This window comes from Parabacteroides sp. Y3-G-102, from assembly GCF_023656845.1.
Taxonomy (GTDB): Bacteria; Bacteroidota; Bacteroidia; order Bacteroidales; family Tannerellaceae; genus Parabacteroides; species Parabacteroides distasonis.
Map to the genome: position 1 here is coordinate 1 of NZ_JAMOKU010000058.1, position 23730 is coordinate 23730.

At 42.4% G+C, this 23730-nt stretch carries 15 protein-coding genes and 1 tRNA gene; 11 read left to right on the forward strand and 5 right to left on the reverse strand.

Annotated elements, in window-relative coordinates:
* Positions 1-449: 449 nt before the first annotated feature.
* Complete coding sequence (gene pnp / locus NBH16_RS20555; RefSeq protein WP_005864142.1) at positions 450-2690, reverse strand: polyribonucleotide nucleotidyltransferase; 2241 nt, start codon at positions 2688-2690, stop codon at positions 450-452.
* A 203-nt stretch (positions 2691-2893) separates the two neighbouring features.
* Between pnp and NBH16_RS20560 the strand changes: the two genes are divergently transcribed.
* From NBH16_RS20560 to NBH16_RS20570, 3 genes are all read left to right on the forward strand, one after another.
* Complete coding sequence (locus NBH16_RS20560) at positions 2894-4051, forward strand: TlpA disulfide reductase family protein (protein ID WP_044546627.1); 1158 nt, start codon at positions 2894-2896, stop codon at positions 4049-4051.
* A 197-nt stretch (positions 4052-4248) separates the two neighbouring features.
* On the forward strand, positions 4249-4719 hold the full coding sequence (gene greA / locus NBH16_RS20565; RefSeq protein ID WP_005860822.1) for a transcription elongation factor GreA: 471 nt from the start codon (positions 4249-4251) through the stop codon (positions 4717-4719).
* Positions 4720-4733: 14 nt separating this feature from the next.
* On the forward strand, positions 4734-5129 hold the full coding sequence (locus NBH16_RS20570; RefSeq protein WP_005860824.1) for an HIT family protein: 396 nt from the start codon (positions 4734-4736) through the stop codon (positions 5127-5129).
* A 241-nt stretch (positions 5130-5370) separates the two neighbouring features.
* On the opposite strand, the gene NBH16_RS20575 is transcribed toward NBH16_RS20570, so the two are convergent.
* On the reverse strand, positions 5371-6483 hold the full coding sequence (locus NBH16_RS20575; protein WP_005864147.1) for a PspC domain-containing protein: 1113 nt from the start codon (positions 6481-6483) through the stop codon (positions 5371-5373).
* 12 nt (positions 6484-6495) lie between these two features.
* Entirely contained in the window at positions 6496-6822 is a 327-nt protein-coding gene (locus NBH16_RS20580; RefSeq protein ID WP_005860828.1) for a PadR family transcriptional regulator, read from the reverse strand.
* Between the two features lie 187 nt (positions 6823-7009).
* Between NBH16_RS20580 and NBH16_RS20585 the strand changes: the two genes are divergently transcribed.
* The 3 genes from NBH16_RS20585 (at position 7010) to NBH16_RS20595 (ending at position 10154) form a co-directional block, all read left to right on the forward strand.
* Positions 7010-8815: an AMP-dependent synthetase/ligase gene (locus tag NBH16_RS20585; protein WP_048928503.1), complete on the forward strand. Its 1806-nt coding sequence runs from the start codon at positions 7010-7012 to the stop codon at positions 8813-8815.
* Between the two features lie 62 nt (positions 8816-8877).
* A protein-coding gene (gene prfB, locus NBH16_RS20590; protein WP_122383207.1) for a peptide chain release factor 2 occupies positions 8878-10003 on the forward strand; the annotation gives its coding sequence in 2 pieces (ribosomal slippage) (positions 8878-8940 and positions 8942-10003; 1125 coding nt in all).
* Positions 10004-10080: 77 nt separating this feature from the next.
* Positions 10081-10154 (forward strand) — tRNA-Ile (locus NBH16_RS20595).
* Between the two features lie 109 nt (positions 10155-10263).
* Here the strand turns inward: NBH16_RS20595 and NBH16_RS20600 are convergent.
* Entirely contained in the window at positions 10264-11409 is a 1146-nt protein-coding gene (locus tag NBH16_RS20600) for a DUF6051 family protein (RefSeq protein ID WP_022192278.1), read from the reverse strand.
* Positions 11410-11588: 179 nt separating this feature from the next.
* Between NBH16_RS20600 and NBH16_RS20605 the strand changes: the two genes are divergently transcribed.
* Positions 11589-12431 (forward strand): LytR/AlgR family response regulator transcription factor, encoded by an 843-nt coding sequence (locus tag NBH16_RS20605; RefSeq protein WP_121961137.1) that lies wholly within the window; start codon positions 11589-11591, stop codon positions 12429-12431.
* Positions 12432-12435: 4 nt separating this feature from the next.
* On the opposite strand, the gene NBH16_RS23490 is transcribed toward NBH16_RS20605, so the two are convergent.
* Positions 12436-16377 (reverse strand): hybrid sensor histidine kinase/response regulator transcription factor, encoded by a 3942-nt coding sequence (locus tag NBH16_RS23490; RefSeq protein WP_121961136.1) that lies wholly within the window; start codon positions 16375-16377, stop codon positions 12436-12438.
* A gap of 270 nt (positions 16378-16647) precedes the next feature.
* Here NBH16_RS23490 and NBH16_RS20620 point away from each other — a divergent pair, with 270 nt between their 5' ends.
* Genes NBH16_RS20620 through NBH16_RS20635 form a run of 4 tightly spaced genes read left to right on the forward strand, consistent with a single transcriptional unit; the run spans position 16648 to position 23727 of the window.
* Complete coding sequence (locus NBH16_RS20620) at positions 16648-17415, forward strand: 3-keto-disaccharide hydrolase (RefSeq protein WP_005864187.1); 768 nt, start codon at positions 16648-16650, stop codon at positions 17413-17415.
* A gap of 31 nt (positions 17416-17446) precedes the next feature.
* Positions 17447-18790, forward strand: a complete 1344-nt coding sequence (locus tag NBH16_RS20625; protein ID WP_005864188.1) for a Gfo/Idh/MocA family oxidoreductase — start codon at positions 17447-17449, stop codon at positions 18788-18790.
* A gap of 8 nt (positions 18791-18798) precedes the next feature.
* Positions 18799-20640: a glycoside hydrolase family 13 protein gene (locus NBH16_RS20630; RefSeq protein ID WP_005864189.1), complete on the forward strand. Its 1842-nt coding sequence runs from the start codon at positions 18799-18801 to the stop codon at positions 20638-20640.
* An 18-nt stretch (positions 20641-20658) separates the two neighbouring features.
* A complete protein-coding gene (locus NBH16_RS20635) occupies positions 20659-23727 on the forward strand; it encodes a SusC/RagA family TonB-linked outer membrane protein (RefSeq protein WP_005864190.1) in 3069 nt (1022 codons plus the stop codon).
* Positions 23728-23730: the final 3 nt, after the last annotated feature.

Genomic DNA, 23730 nt, shown 5'->3' on the forward strand with positions numbered 1-23730 from the left:
ATTGATAATAAGAATGAAGAAGATGCAATTTCTCTTCTTCGCTGTAATGCTCATGTTTTTTGCGCATAATAATTACACATTTTATTGTTATTGAATGTGTCTACCTATATCAGCATAAGACATCAGTTTTTTAGATGATATATGAAGCATGATCAAATAGATAGCTTGCCGGCTAAGCAATGTCTCCGTCTTCTGCCGCTTCTTGAAAAAGATAGGACTAATAATGCGGTTGGCGAGTAGGGGACGATGGTGTTTTGTGATTGAAAAGTAGTAAATGGTGGTAGATACGAGCCAATAGTGGTAGATGCTATTTATCTACCACCACTCGATAAATAACTTATGACCAATTGCTTATAGCTATAGTTGTAGGTGTGGTAGATGATTTGATAAAAAAATCCCGGATAGCGTTTAATCTACCCGGGATTATATATAATGTATAAGACCTTATCTTAGTCTCTGTACTCCCTGCGAGGTCCGCGATCACCACGATCTTGACGAGGACCACGGTCTCCACGGTCTGGACGAGGTCCACGCTCACCTCTTTCTGGTCTTGGTGGACGTTCCTCGTAACCTTCCGGTTTCGGAAGCAATACCTTGCGGGAAAGTTTGAACTTGCCTGTCTTCGGATCGATATCAACCAACTTGACAGAAACCGTATCGCCTTCCTTCAAGCCGGCTTGCTCAACGGTCTCCAGACGTTTCCAGTCGATCTCGGAAATGTGAAGCAAACCATCCTTGCCCGGCATGAACTCAACGAACGCACCATAAGGCATGATAGAGGAAATCTTTCCTTCATAAACCTCTCCGATCTCAGGAACAGCCACGATACCTTTGATCGCCTTGACAGCCGCGTCGATCGTAGCCTTATTCGTGCCGGAGATCTCGATCTTTCCTACGCCGTCTACCTCATCGATAGATACCGTAGCTCCCGTCTTCTCTTGGATACCTTGGATGATCTTACCGCCCGGGCCGATTACCGCACCGATGAATTCTTTACCGATAATCATCGTCTCGATACGAGGTGCATGAGGTTTCAAATCCTCGCGAGCTTCCGGTTGAGCCTCCAATATCTTGCCCAAGATATGCATACGACCCTCTTTCGCTTGAGCCAAAGCATTCTCAAGGATCTCGTAAGACAAACCGTCTACCTTGATATCCATCTGGGTAGCCGTGATACCGTCTTTCGTACCCGTTACCTTGAAGTCCATATCACCCAAGTGATCCTCGTCGCCTAAGATATCAGACAAGATGGCGTAGTTCGTACCCTTGTTCTCGGAGATCAATCCCATAGCGATACCGGATACCGGTTTCTTCATCGGAACACCTGCGTCTCTCAACGCCAAGGTACCGGCGCAAACCGTAGCCATAGAAGAAGAACCGTTAGACTCCAAGATATCGGAGATTACACGTACTACATACGGATAGTTGTCCGGGATCATACGTTTCAGCGCACGGTGAGCCAAGTTACCGTGTCCGATCTCACGACGGCCTACACCACGTGTTGCTTTGGCCTCGCCTGTGGAGAACGGGGGGAAGTTATAATGTAAAAGGAAACGCTCGTATCCATGGTTCAATACGTCGTCTATCATTTTCTCATCAGACTTCGTACCTAAAGTTACCGTAGATAAAGACTGAGTCTCTCCACGTGTAAAGATAGCGGAACCGTGAGGACCCGGCAGGCAATCTGTCTCGATCCAGATCGGACGGATCTCGGTAGTCTTACGACCGTCCAAACGCTTGCCCTCATCAAGGATGGCACGGCGCATAGCCTCTTTCTCTACATCGTGATAGTAGCGACCGATCATTTCCAGTTTCTCGTCCGTCAACTCCTCCTCGGAGAATTGAGCCTTGTATTCCTCTACGATTTTCTCGAATGCCTCGCTGCGTTCGTGCTTGCCGCTACCGGATGTGGCTACGGCGTAAGCCTTGGCGTAACATTTGTCGTGTACGTCCTTGCGCAACTCGTCATCGTTTACCTCGTGGCAATATTCGCGTTTTACCAATTTGCCGCAAGCCTCGGATAATTCCAATTGAGCCTTGCATTGTACCTTGATAGCCTCGTGAGCGACCTTGATAGCCTCAAGCATCTCAGATTCCTGAACCTCGTTCATCTCACCCTCAACCATCATGATGTTGTCTATGGTAGCGGCAACCATGATGTCGATATCAGCTTTCTCCAATTCCGCGGAAGTTGGGTTGACGATGTATTTTCCATCCGTACGAGCTACGCGAACCTCAGAGATCGGTCCGTTAAAAGGAATATCAGAAACTGCCAAAGCGGCGGAAGCGGCCAAACCTGCTAATGCGTCCGGCAAATCTTCGCCATCCGCGGAGAACAATATAATATTTACATATACCTCAGCGTGGTAGTTGTCCGGGAAAAGAGGACGCAACGCACGGTCTACTAAACGAGATGTGAGGATTTCATAATCAGAAGCTTTTCCTTCTCTTTTTGTAAAACCTCCGGGGAAACGTCCAAAAGCGGAGTATTTCTCTTTGTATTCTACTTGCAACGGCATGAAGTCAACACCCGGGTTCGCATCTTTAGCGGCACAAACAGTGGCGAGCAACACGGTGTTGTTCATACGAACGGTAACCGCTCCGTCCGCCTGTTTGGCCAATTTCCCGGTTTCGATGGTAATGGTTCTTCCATCACCTAACTCGATCGTCTTGTTAATTGGATTAAGCATAATCTTTTTTCTTATTTTTCTATCTGTCAAAAATTGGTGCAAATGTAATGAAAGTTTACCTGTAATTGCATGAAAATGAAAAGAAATAACAGTCTTGAAATACTTTTTTTGAAAAAAGCCTTGAAGAAATACGGAATAATAGTGCCACAATTGTAAAATAATGTATATTTGCACCGGATTAGTAATATAGACAAACTGGAATAATGAAACAAATATCTACGAATTTACTAGCTGTGCTGTGTGTTATGTTGCTTTTGTTCACGGCTTGTAAGAAGAATTCTGATTTTACGGTGGAAGGTGTAGTGTCCGGCGCTGATGGCCAGATGATGTATCTGGAGAATGTAGGTGTGTCGACGGTAGAGTTGATGGACTCCGTAAAACTGACGGCGGCCGGTAAATTCAGCTTTACGAAGCCTCGTCCGGCATTCCCGGATTTTTATCGCTTGCGTCTGAATAACCAATTGATCAACTTCTCGGTAGATTCTACGGAGACGATCTCGTTCGTGGCCGATGCCGGGACTTTCGCTACTTCTTATAGCGTGGAGGGCTCAGAGAATTGCAAGGCGATCAAGAATATTACCTTGGCTCAATTAGACGCGAACCAAGCGATCCATCGTTTACGGAAAGAGTCTGAGTCCGGTCTGTTGGCGGATTCCGTATATTCCCGTCAGGTGCTCGAGGCCGCCGAGGCTTATAAGGACGTGGCTCGTAAGTATATTTATTCCGCCCCGATGTCCGCTGCCGCTTACTTTGCCTTGTTCCAGCAAATCGACGGCTTGCTGTTCTTCGATTTGTATGACAAGAACGACTCGAAGGCTTATGGTGCCGTAGCCACCAGCTTCGATCACTATTATCCGGAAAGCCCTCGTGCTAAGCATCTGTATAACTTGGCTCTTCAATCGATAAAGGTGATTCGTAGCCAGCGCCCGATGGACTTGGATAAGGTGGAGAAGAAAGAGGTTAGTTTCTTGGATATCGAGTTGCCGGATATACATGGGGAAAACACGAAATTGTCTTCTGTCGCTACAGGTAAGGTGGTGTTGATCAACTTCACGGCCTATATGTCCGAATGGTCTCCTGCCTTGAATATGGAATTTGGCGATTTATATACGAAGTATCACGACAAGGGCTTGGAGATTTACCAGATCTCTTTGGATAATGATCTTCACTTCTGGAAGAACGCCGCTTCTAATTTACCTTGGGCTTGCGTGCGTGATCCACAGTCTGTTTACTCCCAGACCGCGGCGTTGTATAACGTGAAACAGCTTCCGGCGATCTTTATCTTGGATCGCAAGGGAAACTTGGTTAAACGGGTGGACGACGTGAAGAAACTTGAGGCTGACATCAAGTCCGTATTGTAAATTGTTCATGATTTAATCATCAGATTTATATGTTATAAAGCACTTTCGTAAACTTGTTCATCTTAGAAAGATAACCTAACTTTGCGGAGTCTTGAAATGATAAAAAAGGGGAGTTCCGGCCATATGACTTGGTCGGGATTCTTTTTTATTATGCGATAATCAATCAATATTAATATAAAGAATAAGGAGGATTTAATATGGCTGTTAGTTATATGACAAAGGACGGCTACGATAAGATTTTAGCTGAAATCAACTATTTGGAGACCGTGAAGCGCCCTGAAATATCAGCCCAGATCGCTGAGGCGAGGGATAAGGGTGACTTATCCGAGAACGCTGAGTACGATGCCGCCAAAGAGGCTCAAGGTATCATGGAGGCTAAGCTTGCGCAGTTGAAAGGTTTGATCTCAAACGCCCGTCTGATCGATGAGAGTCGTGTGAAAACAGATGAGGTTCAGATTTTGAACAAGGTGAAAATTAAGAATACGAAGAATAACGCTGTCATGACCTACACGTTGGTATCGGATTCGGAGGCTAACCTAAAAGAAGGAAAGATCTCCGTAAGCACGCCGATCGCCCAAGGTTTGATGGGAAAGAAGGTAGGGGATGTCGTTGAGATCCGTGTACCTTCCGGCTTGATGACGTTTGAGATTATGGATATTTCAATTTAAAAACAGAAAGACGTATGGCAACTATTTTCAGTAGAATCGTGGCGGGTGAGATCCCTAGCCACAAGGTTGCGGAAGACGATGAGTTTTTTGCTTTCCTCGATATCAATCCGGTAGCCTTGGGGCATACCTTGGTAATTCCCAAGAAGGAGGTCGATTATATCTTTGATATCGATGATCCGATGCTGGGACGGATGGTAGCTTTCGCTAAACGGGTAGCTCGTGCCCAAGAGACCGCTATCGAGTGTAAGCGTGTAGGGTTGGCTGTCATGGGCTTGGAAGTGCCCCATGCGCATATCCATTTGATTCCTATCACGAAGGAGTCCGATATGTATTTCGGCGGGAAGAAATTGGCTGTAAGCCAAGAAGAATTGGCCGAGATCGCCGCTAAGATTAGAAAAGAATTCAAATAATTGAATATAATTTTTTAATTATAAAAAATTGGTTATATTTGTACCCGCTGTTTTATGCGTGACAATATCATGCAAAGGGGACAGCAAATCATTAATATGATTCATTAGTGGTTTTTACTCATAAATTTGTTAACCTTAGAAGAAAGGCCCCTCTGTGACAGAGCGGCCTTCTTTTTTTAAACACACAATAAACATTATAAACTACTAAATCTATATCTTCATTTTACGCCTTCGGATAAGGTTAAGGGAGCCAAACGGCATTCCTGTTCCAATCGTGTACACCGTTCCAATAATTATGCCAGTCATATAGCATACCGGATTGATGGATATATACACCACATAATATAAAGGAGATAAGCCATAAGGCTAATAATATCCATCTTGCTTGCGTCGGTAAGGGGCGTACCTTGAATAATTGGCTGCAAATAGCGTATATCAAGGAGAATATGGGGATACCGATGAATAAGATTGTCCCTATGCATCCCATGATTGCCATTGACAACGGTGCTCCGTTTATCAAGTCCGCTCCGAACGGAGAGAGGTTATAGATGAGTCCGGCCCCACCCATGAGCAACGCGAATGTTACGACTACCAGAATGAATACGACTAGTACTAGCGGTGGCAACAGGAAGATTCCGGCCAATATGATGAAAAACTTCAGGATGAACCCGATGACCAGAACGAAAACATCCGCCAGCTTTTGGAAGAAGTTCCTCGGCTTATCCGAGCTGATAAAGTCGTTCACGTTATTGCTGACTTTCTCGAATCCATCTGTCACGGTCTTTCCGATATTCTCCACCGTCACGCTTTGTCCGCGCATCTCGAGTTTCTCGGTCGCCGTACGTGCCATCGGTACGATGATCCACAACAAAAAGTAAAGCGGAACCGTGATTCCATAGAAGAACATCAGAAGGAAAAGCACGATACGTACGGCAGTCGGGTCCCAATCCATGTAGGCGGCGAAACCTCCGGCGACACCTCCCAGAATACGGTTATCCGGGTCACGCATCAAGCGTTTCTTGGTCGTCTGGGTATGAGTCTCCTGTTGTTGTGCCCGGTAATTATCCTCGTGGTCGGTGCTTTTCTCTTCCTCCTCGAAAATCTCTTCCGGCTTACCCATCCGTTTGATCACTTCCTCTACCTGCTCGATCGTGATGACCTCGTAGCCTAAGCGGACACGCTCGTTAAGAAGTTCCGAGATACGCATCTCGAAATCATCCATGATCTCATCCGAACCCTCTTCTTTGCGGAAGTGGATGCGCAGGTTAGACAGATATTTGTCTAATAATTGGTATGCGTCTTCGTCAATGTGGAAAACTGTGCCTCCCAGATTAACAGTAAGTGTCTTCTTCATCACTCTTTCGTTTTAATTGTTTCTGATGTGGTTTATTGTATCATTTAGTTCCTGCCATGAAGCCTCCAGCTCGCCGAGGAATAGTTCTCCTTTCTCGGTCAGTTGGTAATACTTGCGTGGCGGTCCTTGCGTAGATTCTATCCACTGATAACTTAATAGCTCGCTATTTTTTAGTCGGGTTAAAAGAGGATATAAAGTGCCTTCCACAACGATCAACTTCGCTTCTTGTAACTTCTGAATGATATCAGAGGTGTAAGCGGGTTCCTTTTTGAGAAGCAGGAGGATGCAATATTCCAGCGTCCCTTTCCTCATTTGTGATTTTACGTTCTCTGCATTCATCTCTTTTAATTTTATGCTACAAATGTATGTATTACATATGTACTATGCAATACATGCTACTATGAATTATTATTATTTAACCGAATACTTGCACAAAAAGAGCAATTATGTGTAAAAAAAGGACTGATGTCATGTCTTTTAGAAGAGAAAAGCGTACTTTCGCGGTATCAATTCAAAATAAGGAATTATGATTTATTATCATTTCGCCGAGTTAATACACCGTCAGGCAGAGAAATATGGGAACCGTACAGCGTTGAAACATAGAGATAACGCTACGGGGAAATGGTTGAAGATTTCTTGGAGGGAGTTTTCCGATAAAGTTATGCTTACGGCCAAGGCGATGGCTGAGTTCGGGATAAAGGTACAAGAGAATATCGGGGTTTATTCCCAGAATATGCCTCAGTGTTTATATACGGACTTCGGTGCGTATGGTAACCGGGTGGTTTCCATCCCGATGTATGCGACGAATTCTCCGGGACAAATCGAGTACATCATCAATGACGCTAAGATCCGCACGTTGTTCGTGGGTGAGCAATTGCAGTATAATAACGCTTTCAAGGTACAGAAGGACTCTAAGTATCTGGAGCGTCTGGTTGTCTTTGATCCGGCGGTCAAGATGAATCCGGAAGATAAGACGTCCATTTATTTTGATGATTTCTTGCGCTTGGGGGATAACGCGCATGCGGAGAGCACGGTGAAAATACGTATGACGGAAGCCGTTCCGGAGGATCTGGCTACCATTATATATACGTCCGGTACGACAGGTGAGTCGAAAGGCGTAATGCTTCCTCATTCTTGCTATCTGGAGGCGATGCGGATACATGATGTACGTCTGCCTCTGGTAACCGACAAGGATCTATCCATGAGTTTCTTGCCAATGACTCATATCTTCGAGAAAGCTTGGTGCTATTATTGTCTCCATAAAGGGGTTACGATCGCTATCAACCAAGACCCGAAAATGATCCAGAAGACATTGCCGGAGGTTCATCCTACCTTGATGTGCAATGTGCCTCGTTTCTGGGAGAAGGTGTATGCGGGCGTGCACGAGAAGATCAACTCCGCCTCTCCGGCCATGAAGAAGATTTTCTTGGATGCTATCGAGACCGGGCGAAAGTATAATCTGGAGTATAAGAATAAAGGTATTCCGGCCCCGTGTAGTCTGAAGTTGAAGTTCCAATTTTACAATAAAACGGTTTTTACCTTATTGAAGAAGGTATTGGGTATTGAGCGTGGACGGTTTTTCCCGGTGGCGGGCGCTCCGTTATCGGACACGATTAATGAGTTCTTGCAGTCCGTGAATATCCCGATCGCTTATGGTTATGGACTGAGCGAGACGACGGCTACGGTTTGTTTCTACCCGGAGATCGGATTCCAGTTTGGTTCTATTGGTGAGGTAATGCCGGGAGTTCAAGTGAAAATAGATCCGGGGAATAACGAGATCTTGGTGAAAGGCAAGACCGTGATGTCCGGGTATTATAATAAACCGGAGGAAACGAGGAAGGCTTTCACCGAGGATGGTTTCTTCCGTACCGGCGACGCTGGTCGTTTGGAGGGTAATACGTTATTCTTTACGGAACGAATCAAGGATTTGTATAAGACTTCAAACGGAAAATATATCGCCCCGCAAGCGATCGAGATGGTGATGAGCGGTGATAATTATATCGAGCAAATCGCTGTTATCGGCGATCAACGTAAGTTCGTGAGCGCCTTGATCGTGCCGGCTTATCCATTGTTGGAGAAGTATGCCGGGGAAAAAGGCATCTCGTTCGAGAGCCGGGAGGAGTTGGTGAAGAACAAGGATATCATTCGTTTCATCGAGGCTAGGGTAGAGGAGCACCAGAAGAACTTGGCTTCTTACGAGAAGATCAAGCGCTTTACCTTGTTGCCGGAACCCTTCATGATGGGATGCGAGCTGACGGATACGCTAAAGTTGCGCCGTCCGGTCGTATTGCAGAAGTACGCTACCGAGATAGAGGCGATGTACGAGGAATAACGAGTTTGTCGGCTATCAACTATTTCTTATCTTCGCGGTAAATTTAAAAAAGAAAAGAACATATGATCACATCAGACCAACTACATGACGTGTTGGAGCGCGATAAGGCGCTGAGGGGGTATCTTTGACATCGATAGCAAGACCATTCAGTTAGAAGAGGAGGAGCTACGTACGCAAGACCCCGGTTTCTGGGAAGACGCCAAACGTGCGGAAGTCCAGATGAAGAAAGTAAAGGAGCTAAAGAAATGGATCGAGCTTTACGGTGAGGTACATGCGGCGGCTGAGGAGCTAGAGTTGGCTTACGAATATGTAAAGGAAGAGATTATCACCGAGGAAGAGGTGGACGCGGCTTATAAGAAGGCCCTTCATTTACTGGAAGACTTGGAGTTCCGCAATATGCTTCGCGACGAGGCTGATCAAATGAGCTGCGTGCTCAAGATCAACTCGGGTGCCGGTGGTACCGAGAGCCAAGATTGGGCTTCCATGTTGATGCGTATGTATCAGCGTTGGGCTGAGAATAACGGTTATAAGATCTCTGTCGCCAACTATCAGGAAGGGGATGAGGCCGGTATCAAGACCGTGACCTTCAATATTGAGGGAGATTATGCCTATGGCTATCTAAAGAGCGAGAATGGCGTGCATCGTTTGGTACGTGTATCTCCTTACAACGCCCAAGGTAAACGAATGACTTCTTTCGCCTCCGTATTCGTCACCCCGTTGGTGGATGATACGATCGAGGTAAAGGTAGAGACGGCGGCTATCTCTTGGGATACGTTCCGCTCGGGCGGCGCCGGAGGACAGAACGTGAACAAGGTGGAATCCGGAGTTCGCTTGCGTTATCAGTTCAAGGACCCGTATACAGGTGAGGAAGAAGAGATCTTGATCGAGAATACCGAGACTCGCGACCAACCCAAGAACCGTGAGAACGCTATGCGTCAATTGCGTTCCATCCTTTACGATAAGGAGTTGCAGCATCGCATGGCCGAGCAGGCCAAGGTGGAGGCCGGAAAGAAGAAGATCGAGTGGGGTTCGCAGATCCGTAGTTACGTATTCGATGACCGTCGCGTAAAAGACCATCGTACGAACTACCAGACTTCCGACGTGAACGGTGTGATGGATGGAAAGATCGACGATTTCATCAAAGCATACTTGATGGAGTTCGCCGGAGAAGAAAGTGCGGAAAAATAAGTTTTTCCCTTTAACATTTGCATATCTCGATAATAAATCGTAATATTGCACCCGATTTCAGAGCCTAGCTCTGAACAGGTCCTATAGCTCAGTTGGTTAGAGCACCTGACTCATAATCAGGGAGTCCTTGGTTCAAGCCCAAGTGGGACCACGATGGATGATCGCTAAATAACGTAATATTAGTTATTTAGCGATTTTTTATTGTACCTGCATGAACTAAAAAAGAATATGAGTGTTTGAGGTCACAATTTGTAATCTCTTTAGAGAAACGCCGCCGCCCTCGTGAATATGGAATGAAAGGCTTGGTTGATCAGGCCCGGATCGATACGGGAGTGTGTCGGGAAGGGGATTTGATGGGAGTAAGCGAACGGGAAATCCAGCTCTTCCAATATCTTGCCGGACGCTTTTCCTAAAGCCTTGATCACCCCGCCAGTAGGCATAACGATATCTTTTTTCAATGAGATCGCCCGAATACGATCGCAAGCCCGTTGGAAGAACGACTCCCGGTAATCTCGTAACACATCCTCACGTACCATGGCCTTAAAGGCTTGCTCCAGAAAATCATTCTTGAACGAGGTGGGAAGCGTACGGTTCTCCAAGAAATCATGCCGGAAGTAATGGCGTACCTTGGCGAACGCCTCCTTGTCCATGATATCACGGGCGTTGCCATCCATCTCACTGAAGATGGAGCCACCGCAAAACATGAATAAACGGGTGTCCGTAAACATCTTGTCCGGATTCGCTAATAACAAGACCTGCGAGAGTAACGCGCCGATGGAATAAGCGAATAAGTTGATGGACGTATCTTCCTTGAACAAAGGATGCTCGCCGTTCTTGATCTCATGAACCAATTGCCACATATTATAAACGGATTCTCTGCCCGAGGCGTAAAAGCGTAACGGGTTTTGGGATAGCCGGCTGCTGAGGGCCACGTTGGCGAAGGTGGAGTTCGTCACGTTCGCTATCTCCTCCTTGCGTTTGCTTACCCAAGGGAGGATCGCACGGGGATTGGCCCATAATCCCGGGGTACGGTTCATATGGAAAGCGATCGGGAACAGGATGACCGGTTTACCGGTCGTATGGGTGAGGTATTCCGCCCATGTGAGGTATTTTTCCCAAGTCCGCTCGTTCAGGCCATGCAACAGGATAATCGCCTCATTATTCTTTTTACGTCCCGAGGGCGTGAATATGGCATATGAGAAAGATTTGTTCTCTTGGATACGATCGTCGGTCATCGGACAGAATCCGGTGGGGGTAAGTCCCTTCTGGAACTCGTCGATCTCGCTGGCGCCACGGGTCTGGGTGAAGCGAAACGGGATGATCTCCAGATGGCTCTCTTCCAATTCAGTCTTTTTGTCATAAGAGAAAAGACTGTTCAGTTGCTTAGTACGAAGTGAAATATCCATAATCCTCTGATTTTTTACTGCAAACAAACAATAGAAAAACATCTCTTCAAAATAAATGGTTTAAACGGGCTTTGTTGGGGACATAAAGTGTTATTTAGGGGTGAAATCTTTTATAGAGGGGTGAATTTCGTCTGGGAAAATGATTACATTTGTTCCAAAATAGAGGCAAAAAGATGGGAATGTGGGATCAAAAAATACCAAGTTACATATACGGTAAGCAGAATATCGTGAGGCTGATCCTGTGGACGGCCTTGTTCGCGTTGGTGTTTATCAACATCTACAAGCCGTTTAGCTCCACCTCTTGGTACAAGGTCTCGGAGTTTAAGTTCTTCGTATTCTCTAGCTTGATTATCTTGACGGGAGTATTGGTGGTTGTCTTGAGCCGTATTATTCTGTTCCATTGGGGGAAGCGGCATGCTATCACGGTCCGGACCTATGCGATCTGGATCGTGCTGGAGATATTCTTCATGTCGCTTTTCTATACGATTTATACGTTGGTACTGAATCCGGAACGAGAATATATGGAAGTTTTTAACGATTCGGCGGTGAATACCAGTCTGGTTTTATTGCTCCCTTATTCCGTGCTGCACCTGTATTTCTCTTATAAAGAGAAAGAGCGACAATTGCGATTGTTGGAGGAGAACCAGACGGAAGCGGCGGTTCGGCAAAGCGTTTTCTCTTTCTATGACGAGAAGAACGAGTTGCGCCTTTCCGTGAAGCGAAGTAACCTGCTGTACCTTGAATCGGCGGATAATTACGTTTGTATCTGGTATCTGAATAAGGGGCAGCTCATGAAGTTTATGCTTCGCAACTCCTTGAAGGCGATCGAGGAGAGCCTCGCTGATACGAATGTACTCCGTTGCCATCGTTCTTTCATGGTAAATTTCGACCAAGTGAAGGTGATCCGCAGGGAGAAGGAGGGTGTTTATCTGGAGCTGGGGATCGAGAAAGTACCCGATATCCCGATCTCCAAGACGTATAGCGAGAAGGTAACTCGTTGGTTCCAGACCTATTCTTCCTAGCGGGCTATTTCAATTCGATATTATTTTCTTTCGCGTATTGCGAGGGGCTCATGTTGAATTGCTTGGAGAAGGCCCGGCTGAAATAGGATTGCGAGTTGAAACCAACCGCCTCGGCGATCTCGTAAATCCTCATATCGCCTTGAAGGATCAACTCGGCGGCTTTCTTTAGCCGGCTGATCTTGATCAACTCGTTGGGCGTTACGTTCGACAGGCCGTTGATTTTACGGTAAAGGGTCGGACGGCTTAGATTCATCAAGTCCGCTATCATGTCCACGTCTAGGTTCACGTCGTTTATATGGCTGTCGATGATATCGTTCAGTTTCTTCAAGAACTTCTCGTCCGCCTTCGTGTAAGCCATGGATTTGATATTGGCAATCGGCGAGTTGAAATAATAGGCACGCATATTGCTCCGGTTGTTCAGCAGGTTCGTCACTTGGGTAAGCAATAGATCCATGGAGAAAGGTTTGTCGATGTAAGCGTCCGCCCCCAGCTCAAGCCCTTCCATGCGAGATTGCAAGGTGTTCTTAGCCGTCAGGAGGATGATCGGGATATGGCTGAACTCCAGATTAGTCTTTATCTTTTTCAATAAGGTGAAACCATCCATGACAGGCATCATGATATCGCTGATGATTAATTGGATGCCATATTCCTGAAGACGGGCAATCGCCTCCTCGCCATTACCGGCGGTGACAACATTGTAATGGACATTGATCTCTTGACCGATGAAATGGAGCATTTCGGTGTTATCTTCCACCACGAGAACCGTCGGGCGGGATTCTTGGGTGACATATTTCCGCTCGCTGGCAGGGTTGGTCAGGACCTCTGCTTTCTCTTCCTCTAGTTTTAATGAGTTCGGTTGGTTCACCGGCAAACGTAATCTAAAGATGATAAGCCCAGTCGGAGATTCCTCCAACGTCAACGATCCCTCGTGCATCTCCGCTAAAGAACGGGCCAAGGGTAGTCCGAGCCCGGTCCCGGATTTATGGATAGAGGAGTCATCCCGGTAGAAAGGCTCGAAGATCTTTTCTTTTATCTCCTCCGAGATGGGCTTTCCATCGTTCATGATATCGATCGTGAATCGCTCGCCATCTTGCGTCTCGAACCGGACGATGATCTTGCTTCTTGCGTATTTAATAGCGTTCGATAGGAGGTTGCTGAGTATCTTCGTGCAAGCCTCCTTATCGATAAAGGCGTAGAAAGATTTCACGTTACACTCGATAATCATTTGCAATGCCTCCTGCTCCGCCGTATCGTGGAAACGCTCAAAGGTCTCTTGCATCAATGCGATGATGTCCGTATGTATGAAGTTTAGTTTATATCCCTCGATTTCCGTCTTCCTGAAATCCAGTAGTTGATTCACCAGATCCAGTAGCCGGTTCGCGTTTTTATCCACAATCGTCAGATAATTCTTTGCGCTGGGAGATAGCTTGATGTCCCGTGTTACTTTCTCCAGAGGACTTTTAATTAAAGTTAGGGGCGTACGTATCTCATGAGCGATATTGATGAAGAAATCAATCTTAGCTTGATAAAGCTCCTTCTCCTTTTCATTCTCGAACTCCTGTATTTTCTGCTGTATATTGGCCTTATTATGCCGGGAAATGATAAAGATCAGCAACACTACGCATCCGATAGCGATAATCCCATATAGGATTAACGCCTTGGTAGAGAGCCACCATGGGGGAAGGATCGTAATCTGGAACATCGCCGGCTCATCATTCCAAATACCGGACAGGTTCGCCGCCTTCACCTTGAACGTATAATTACCGGGCGGTAGTTTTGTGAAATAAACCCGGTTCTCGCCCACCACATGATACCATTTGGAACTTAACCCTTCCATGCAATAGGCGTATTGGGTGAGGTTGGGAGCTTGGTAGCTTAATGATGTGTAGTCGATGTAGAATGTGGACTGATTATGTTCTAAGGTGATTCCTTTTTTAAAAGTGATAGCCTCTTGGTGTAAGAAGTTATGATCTGGATCATTATAATTAATCTGTGATATATATACTTTCGGTTGAATGGAAAATTCTTGGATACTATTAGGTTGGAAGCTAATCATCCCCTTTAGTGTCCCAAAATATAATTTGTCATTATCTGTTTTTAAAGAAGAGTTATAATTGAATTGATTTGAAGTTAATCCATGTTCTTTTTTGAAGACTTTTATTTTATGGTTTTTAGGGTTGAGTCTTGCGAGGCCGTTAGCCGTACTGATCCACATGTTTCCTTTTTTATCTTCTTCAATACGGTAAATTACATTGCTAGGTAAGCCATCTTGCATATCGTATTTGGTCGTTTGTTGAGTACTACGGTCATAAATTTTGATTCCGTCACCAGTTGCGAACCATAAGTTGTTCTTACGATCTTCATAAATATTGTTTATTGTTCGGCTTGTATTTACTGTATCTAATTTAAATTCTCCGTGTTGGGAAGTAGCAGGATTATAATAATATAGTCCTTTACTCGATGTTCCAGCCCATATTACTCCATCATGATCTTCAAAAAGAGTTTGTATCCTACAATTATTAGGAAATTGGCTTAATTTCTCAAAAATGTCTTTTTGAGAATTATATTGATAGACACCAAGAGCGGTAGCTACCAGCAAATCATTGTTTTGGAGTTTATAAAGGTATACGATGATGTCGTTTTTGTTTGCATAAGGATTTACGGAAATCGTGTAATGTTTGATTATTTTCTCAGTACGGATATCCATTAAATCAATACCATTAGCGTGTGTCCCTATCCATAGGTGATTATCTATAGACGCTAATCCATGTATACAATTTTGTGAAAGGCCTTTCATGTCATTAAAAGATGTATATGAATGGTCCTTCATGTTTAGCTTATTCAATCCAGCGTCTTCTGTGCCAATCCATAGATTATTATTTTTGTCTATGCAAATATCGTGTATAATATCTCCATTGAGCGTTCTTTGTCCAGGAATATTATAGTGCCTTTTGAATTTTGAATAAGGAGGAGAGTAGCTGATACCGCCATTATCAGTACAAACCCAGATACCTCCTTCTTGATCTTTGTAGAGTTCTTTGATAGCATTGCTGGATAATGAATAGAGGTCACTTTTATTTTGCTGGATAGACATTATCGTATCATTTTGAATATCATATAAATATATGCCATTAAAAGTGCCAATCCATACTTTCTCCTTTGTCATACGAATGATATTTCTAGTATAAAGTGGAGATTTTTTTTGTTGAGGTAAAATATCTTTATATGTTTTTGTCTGTATATCGATTCGTTTTATACCATTATCTTTAGTTCCAATTAATAATATATTATCTAAAGGAGAGGCCCATATTGCTGTCATATCATCGATAGGATGATTTTTATCTAGATTCTTGATATCTAAGGCTATGAATTCATTTTTGTCATCATCTAGAAAAACGACATTACCATTCGCTGTTGTTGCCCAAATTTGGTCTTGAGGAGTTATATAAAAGGAGGTAATAGGATCACTTCCTTTATACATATAATTAAGATGCATACCTTGACTTTCATTGTATTTTACGAGTGAGTACCCATTAAGAATCATCCAGAGATTTCCTTGCTGGTCAAATTGTAGTGAATAACAGTTGATTCCTTTGGTGAAATCAATGAGTGTGAAGGAATCTGTTTGATAGTCATATTTTTGTAGCCCAAGGTTGGTACTTACCCAAATTTGTCCGGTGGGACTTTTCGCTAAGTCAAGAATATAACTGCTCATTAAAGAGCCTTTTTCTGAAGAGTAGCTCTTGAATGTATAGAATTTTTTGCTGTCAAATCTATTGAGCCCATCTCTGGTACCAAACCACATAAAGCCATAGTCGTCTTGTACGCAACATGTGACATGATTATTACTTAATCCGTCTTCCATGTCATAGGACTTAAAGTAGAATGGGGTTGCATTCAGTTCTACTAAGAAGAATAAGCATAATAGCACAATTTGAAACTTCATGAGCTGTTGATGTTTTCCATGTTTCGTTTGCAAGATATCAACTTTTTTGATTTTTGCTTTTGTAAATTAGTTTCATTCTTTTTCATATAGTCTCAATATTGATTTTCAGATTCCAATTTCTTCTAATTCTAGTTGGTTTATAGGTGTGTTGATACGAAAAGTAACAATTTTGATATGATTGAATGGTTTGTTTTTCAATATCAATGATACATTTGCGACAAGTTCTTTAATGAGATAAGACTAGTAACGTTAAATTAATACTATGTTAATATGAAGAAAGTAATTGTTTTAATCAGTTTTTTATGTGGAGCGTTCTTTGTAAGTGCTCAACAAGGTAATCAACAACAAAGGCAACAAGAGCGGTGGAAACCGGAAAGTACAGAATGGTATCATCCTGTACCTCCAAAAGTAACCCCTGGAGTTGGAACAAGTGCTCCTTCTGATGCAATCATCCTGTTTGATGGAAAAGATCTTACAAAATGGGAAGCTGCTGGGAAGGATGGTGGATCTGCAAAATGGGCTATAAAGGATGGAACGATGGTTGTAGTTCCCGGTTCTGGCTCTATCCGTACAAAAGAGTATTTTGGTGATTGCCAATTACACATAGAGTTTAAGACCCCGATACCAGGTAAAGATAATACTTTACAAATGAAAGGAAATAGTGGCATTATGTTACAAAGTCGTTATGAGGTACAGGTCCTAGATTGTGAGGATAATCCTACTTACGTAAATGGCTGGGTTGGTAGTGTTTATAAGCAAAGTGCTCCTTTAGCAAATGCTTTTACAAAGACGAATGAATGGCAAGTTTATGATATATATTGGAAAGCTCCTCGTTTTGGAACAAATGATGAGTTGGAATCTCCTGCGATGATAACAGTCGTCTTGAATGGGATTGTTGTTCAGAATAATTATGTGCTGAAAGGGAATACCCCATATACAGGGTTACCTAAATATGTAGCTCATGGCCGTATGCCTTTAAGTTTACAAGACCATGGGGTAGAAGTTGCTTTCCGAAATATTTGGATTAGAGATTTGTAGAAAGAAGTTTAACCTTAAAGAATGATAACTTATGACTACACGTAGAAATTTCTTGAAAAATACAACAATGCTGGCGGCAGGTTTAGGAGTATCTCCTCTTTTGTCTTCGTCACCCTTACGATCTTATCAGAAAGAAGAGGTCATAAATGGAAAAGTAAGAATTGCCGTGATTGGAGTTGGAATGGGATGTCGAGATTTGCAAGGAGCGTTGACTGATAATCCATGGGTACATTGTGTCGGTATGTGTGATGTGAATAAAGTCAGACTTGAAGAGCAGCTTGCACGTTTTAAGAAAGATTTTCCAGAACAGACGGTTTCTATAAAAGCTTATACTGATTTTCGGGAGGTACTGGCCAATAAAGAAATTGATGGGGTTATTATTGCCACGCCCGACCATTGGCATCCTTATATTTTTGCAGAAGCCTTGAAGGCGGGAAAAGCTATTTATGTAGAGAAACCTGTTGGTAATTCAATTTCTGAGTGCAATGCGATGATGGACTTTCAGAAAAAGTATAAAGGTGTTGTGACAACGGGATTATGGCAAACAAGCCAACGCTATTTCAGGGCTGCGAATGAGATATTAAAATCTGGTGTGCTAGGGGATGTTTATAAGGTACAATTATGGCTTTGCCAATCTACAAATCCTCGTCCTTCTGTTGAGGATTCAGAGGCACCATCCACTTTGGACTATGATATGTGGTTAGGACCGGCTCCGGAACGTCCTTTTAATAATTCCCGTTTTCGTGGTTGGCGTGGTTTTTGGGATTATGGTGGTGGCCAACAGACTGATTGGGGGGTGCATTGGATTGATTCTGCTTTTGACGGGTTAAAAGCACTTGGTTTATGTGATAGAGAATACCCAGATGCGGTCTTTTCTATTGCATATAAAGATCCGGCATCGTTTAATGAAACTCCAAGTTGCCAAACAAGTATTTTCCAATATAAGAATTTCCATATTGAATGGGCTCAACAAGTTGCTTACCTTTATAATCGGAATCAAGGGGTCGCTTGGGTCGGAAGTAAAGCCACTCTGGTATGTAATCGTGAAGGCTATGAGTTGATACCGGAGAAAACCCGTGATGGTATCCTTTTGGCCGATAAAGCTCAATTGGTTGGTAAATTTGAAGATGGGGGAGTAGAGGCTCATGCGACTAATTGGTGTAAATGTATTTTGAATAAATCGATTGAGACAAATAGTCCGATAGAAAAGGGGGCTTTTGCTACAATATTGGCTCATATGGCCAATATCTCGTATCGGACAGGAACTCGTGTGGTATACGATCCTCAAACAAGGAAATTTGTGGACAATCCTAAAGCGGATGCATACTTGAACAAAACATATAGAAGCCCTTGGCAATTTCCGAATATAAAATGAATGAAATTATGAAAAGACTATTATTGTTTACCATTTGCTTGTTGTGCGCCAGTTCTGTATATGCTATTGATATTTCACGGTTAGAACCTGCTTGCTGGTGGGTAGGGATGAAAAATCCGGAATTACAGATTATGGTATATGGCAAGAATATCGCAAGCTCTCAAGTTTATATTGATTATCCGGGGGTAAGAGTCAAGGAAATTGTTGGAGTCGAGAACCCTAATTACTTGTTCCTTTATTTGGATATCTCCAGAGATGCCTCTCCCGGTACAATGAATTTGATATTTCAAAAAGGGAAAGAGAAAGAAATCCGGGCCTTTGAGTTAAAGGAAAGAAATAAAAAGGTTGGAGCTGCTGGATTTTCACCTGCGGATGTGATGTACTTGATTACTCCAGATCGTTTTGCAAATGCGGATCCATCTAATGACAATCTAGATGATGTGAAAATAGATCGTTCGAGAGGGGGAGCTCGCCATGGAGGTGATTTACGTGGTATTATTAATAAATTGGATTATATCCGTGATTTAGGCTTTACGACAATTTGGTTAAATCCTGTATTGGAAAATAGGATGCCGGGAGGTTCTTATCACGGATACGCTATTACTGATTTTTATCAGGTAGATCCTCGTTTTGGAACGAATGAAGAATATTGTGAATTGATAGATAAGGCCCACGAAAAAGGAATGAAAGTCGTGATGGATATGATTTTTAATCATTGCGGAAGCTCTCATTGGTGGTTAAAAGATTTTCCTTCCTCGGATTGGCTGAATAATCAAGACAACTTTGTTCAAACAAATCATTTTAAATGGACTCTTATGGATGTTCACGCTCCTCAGTCGGAGAGAGAGATCTTGGTAAATGGTTGGTTTGGTAGAGGTATGCCAGATTTAAATCAGAAAAATAGGCACTTAGCCCGATATTTGATTCAAAATAGCATTTGGTGGATTGAATACTCACGGATTGATGGTATCCGTCAAGATACACATCCATATGCAGATTATGATTTTATGGCAACTTGGTGTAAGGAGGTGGAAAATGAATATCCGGATTTCAATATTGTGGGAGAAGCTTGGTATCCAAGAGGGACTGCTTCGGCTTGGTGGCAAAGAGATTCTAAAATGAATGAATCTAATAGTAACTTAAAGACAGTGATGGATTTTGATTTGACCTTTACTTGCCAAAAAGCGTTTGGAGATGCATGTTCTAGCCGTGAAGGATTCGAAGCAGGGTTATTTAAAATTTATGAAGTTATCGCACAGGATTTTTTATTCCCGGATCCTAATAATGTACTAGTCTTTTTGGATAATCATGATTTAGGACGCTTTATGCAGAAAGGAGAATCTGATTTAAGAAGGTATAAACAGGCTATTGCTTTTTTATTAACAACTCGAGGGATTCCTCAGATTTATTATGGGACAGAGATTTTAATGTCTGGGACAAAAGCAGAAGGAGATGGTATTATCCGCACTGATTTTCCCGGAGGTTGGGCAGGAGATCCAAAAGATGCTTTCACTCCTGAGGGACGTACGGATTTGCAGAATCAAGCTTGGGATTATATGAGAAAATTATTGAATTGGAGACAGCGATGTGATGCTGTTAAAGAAGGTAAGTTGATTCATTATACTCCTGATAAATCGGGTTGTTACGTATATGCTAGGGTAAAGGATAATAAAACGGTACTTGTTTTAATGAATGGAACAGATCAAAACCAGACATTAGATATGAATCGTTTTCATGAAGTCGTAAAAGATTATAGATCTGGGAAAGATATTATAACAGATACGATCGTTGCGATAGACACGGCGGTTCATATTCCGGCTCGTGGTGTTTATATTTTAGAACTTGTCTAACTTTAAATTTAATATGTCATGAGATGTAAAAGTATTAGTGAATTTATTATGTGCTTTATGCTTTCTTTGTTTTCATTGACAGCGTTTGCGCAAATCAAGATCACAGGAACTGCTTCTGATGCGGAGACAGGAGAGCCTTTATCTTTTATCACCATACAGATTAAAGGTACCACTGCGGGTACTACTTCCGATATGGATGGAAATTATTCAATTGAGGTACCTAATAGAGATGCCATTTTAGTGTATTCTTATATTGGTTATCGTTCCCAAGAGATAAAGGTCGGAAATCAGACTCATATTAATGTTCGTCTATCGGAAGATGTGGAGACATTAGATGAAGTGGTCGTTGTTGGCTATGGAGTTCAGAATAAGAGAGATGTGACAGGATCGATCGCTAAAGTTGGAAGTGAGGAACTAATGTCTGTTCCAACAAGCTCTTTCGATGCCGCTTTACAAGGGCGTGCCGCTGGTGTACAAGTAACCCAAACATCGGGTTTGGCTGGCTCTGGTGCAGCCATTCGAGTGAGAGGTATCGCTTCTATTACCGCTGGAGGTGATCCATTGATTGTTGTTGATGGAATACCCATCATGCAAAATGCCGGAGATCGAGTGGGTGCAGCACAAGATAATCCAATGTCATCTATAAATGCGAATGATATTGAAAGTATTGATATATTGAAAGATGCCTCGGCAACGGCTATTTATGGATCCAGAGGTGCGAACGGTGTTGTCTTAATAACAACTAAACGTGGTAAATCAGGAAAACCTCAAATAAATTTTAGTTCTAAAGTTGCATTTTCAACAACTAATAGGAAAGTTGATATGTTGGAAACTAAAGATTATCTGGATATTTATAAAGAAGCATTGGAAAATGATTATAAGTTTAATCCCTCTGGTGCGACAGATCCTTCTACTGTATCATCATATCCCGGTGGTTATTCAGAAGAACAAGCTTTATTAAATAATACGGATTGGCAAGATCTTATTACGAGAACAGGAATTTCTACCTACAATGATTTATCGGTATCGTGGGGTAATAAGAAAATACAGACTTATTTAGGGGTTTCTAATGTAGAAGAGAATTCATATTTGGTGAATGATCATTTCGGAAGGACGAGCGTACGCCTTAATATTGATTATAAGCCTATAAACATTTTAAAAATAGGTGGAAATTTTAGTTTCTCTCACACGGATCATCGACCCACTCCTTCAAGTTGGGATGGTGGTTGGGGACGTGCCATAAGTACGGCTTTGCCTTATTTCCCAGCCTATAATTCGGATGGTAGTTATTATGTTTTTCCTAAATCAACAAATCCGGTGACGGAGGCAAATGAGAAAAGACGTAGAATATTTACCCAACGTACAATGGCAAGTTTATATGCTGACTTACAGATAATCAAAGGATTGTCATTGCGGCTAGAAGGTAATATAGATTATCGAGATAATGAGTCTAATTATTTACGAACGAAAGAATTATCAACAAAACCGAATAGTAATGTGACAAATCGTTATGAGACAAATTGGAATGCGAAAGCACTCTTGAATTATAGCTTGTCGATTAATGAAAAACATCGTTTTCATTTCTTGTTGGGAACAGAAGCATTGAAATCTACACGAGTATCGAATTATACGAATGTCGTATTTGAGCAAGGAAAAGAAGATTGGTTATTTAATAATCCGGCTTATGATGAAACGAATAAGACTTTTACGAGCTATCCTAATCAAGATTTCTCATTTATATCCTTTTTCGGACGTATAAATTATACATTTAAAGACCGTTATATGTTCACTGGTACTTTCCGTAGAGATGGTTCGTCACGATTTGGGGAGAATAATAAATTTGGTAATTTCCCTGCGGCTTCTATTGGTTGGATGATCACGGAAGAGGACTTTTTAAAAGATAACGAGGTTGTAAGCTTGTTGAAATTGAAAACAGGTTTTGGTATTACTGGTAATGCGGAAATCCCTAACTATGCGCAATGGGGGGCAGTTAGCGTGAATACGAATCAATTGTATGTAGGGGATAATTATTGGTATATCAATTCTTTGAAAAACCCAGATTTGAAGTGGGAAACAACCTCTACTTTTGATGTAGGTTTGGAGTATGGTTTCTTAAAAAATCGGATTTCAGGTGAAATCGGATTTTATAATAAGAATTCCAAAGATCTATTTTTGAATGTAAGTGTTCCAGCATCTGTGGGATATACGGCATTCTTGGCAAATATCGGAAAAGTCAGAAATACGGGTGTGGAGTTTAATATTAAATCCGTGAATATTACAAATAGAGATTTTACATGGACTACTGATTTTAATATCAGCTATAATAAGAATAAGGTTTTGGATGTTGGTAATGCAGGACCAGACGCATTAAGTGGAGAAGGTGATACACGTGTGTTAGTAGGACAGCCTATTGGCGTAAACTATTTGGTTAAGGTTCTACGTGTTGATCCTCAGGATGGTATGCCTGTTTATGAAATGCTTGATGAGAATAAGAAACCGGTTGGTGAAACTAAAGAATATAATGCGGATAGAGATCGTCAGCCTGTAGGCCATCCTTATTCCGATTTTGTAGGAGGTTTGAATAATACGTTTACATATAAGAACTGGGATTTCGGTTTTATGTTTACATTCCAAATAGGCGGCAATATTTATGACGATGGTGAGAAATTTCAGATGAATAATGTTGGCACTTGGAATCTGAAAAGTAATGTTCTTGATAGATGGCAGAAACCTGGTGATGTGACAGATGTACCTCGGGTAAGTTTAGGAAAAAGTGGCATTGAACTGGCGAGAAATACAACTGAATATCTACATGATGCGGGATTCTTACGTTTAAAAAATGTAAATGTGGGTTATACTTTCAAAGGTATTAGAATCAAGAAGTTTAATATAAGGGATATTCGATTATATGCTCAAGCAACTAATTTATTGACTTTATTTAGTGAATACTATAATAAATATAGTGGTGAGCCTGAGATTATGCGTGATGTCGATTCAGCTCAGAAGAGGAATTTGAGTTTGAATGTGACTTATTTAACACCTCCTCAAGCTCGTACATATACTATCGGATTAAGTGTTAACTTTTAAATG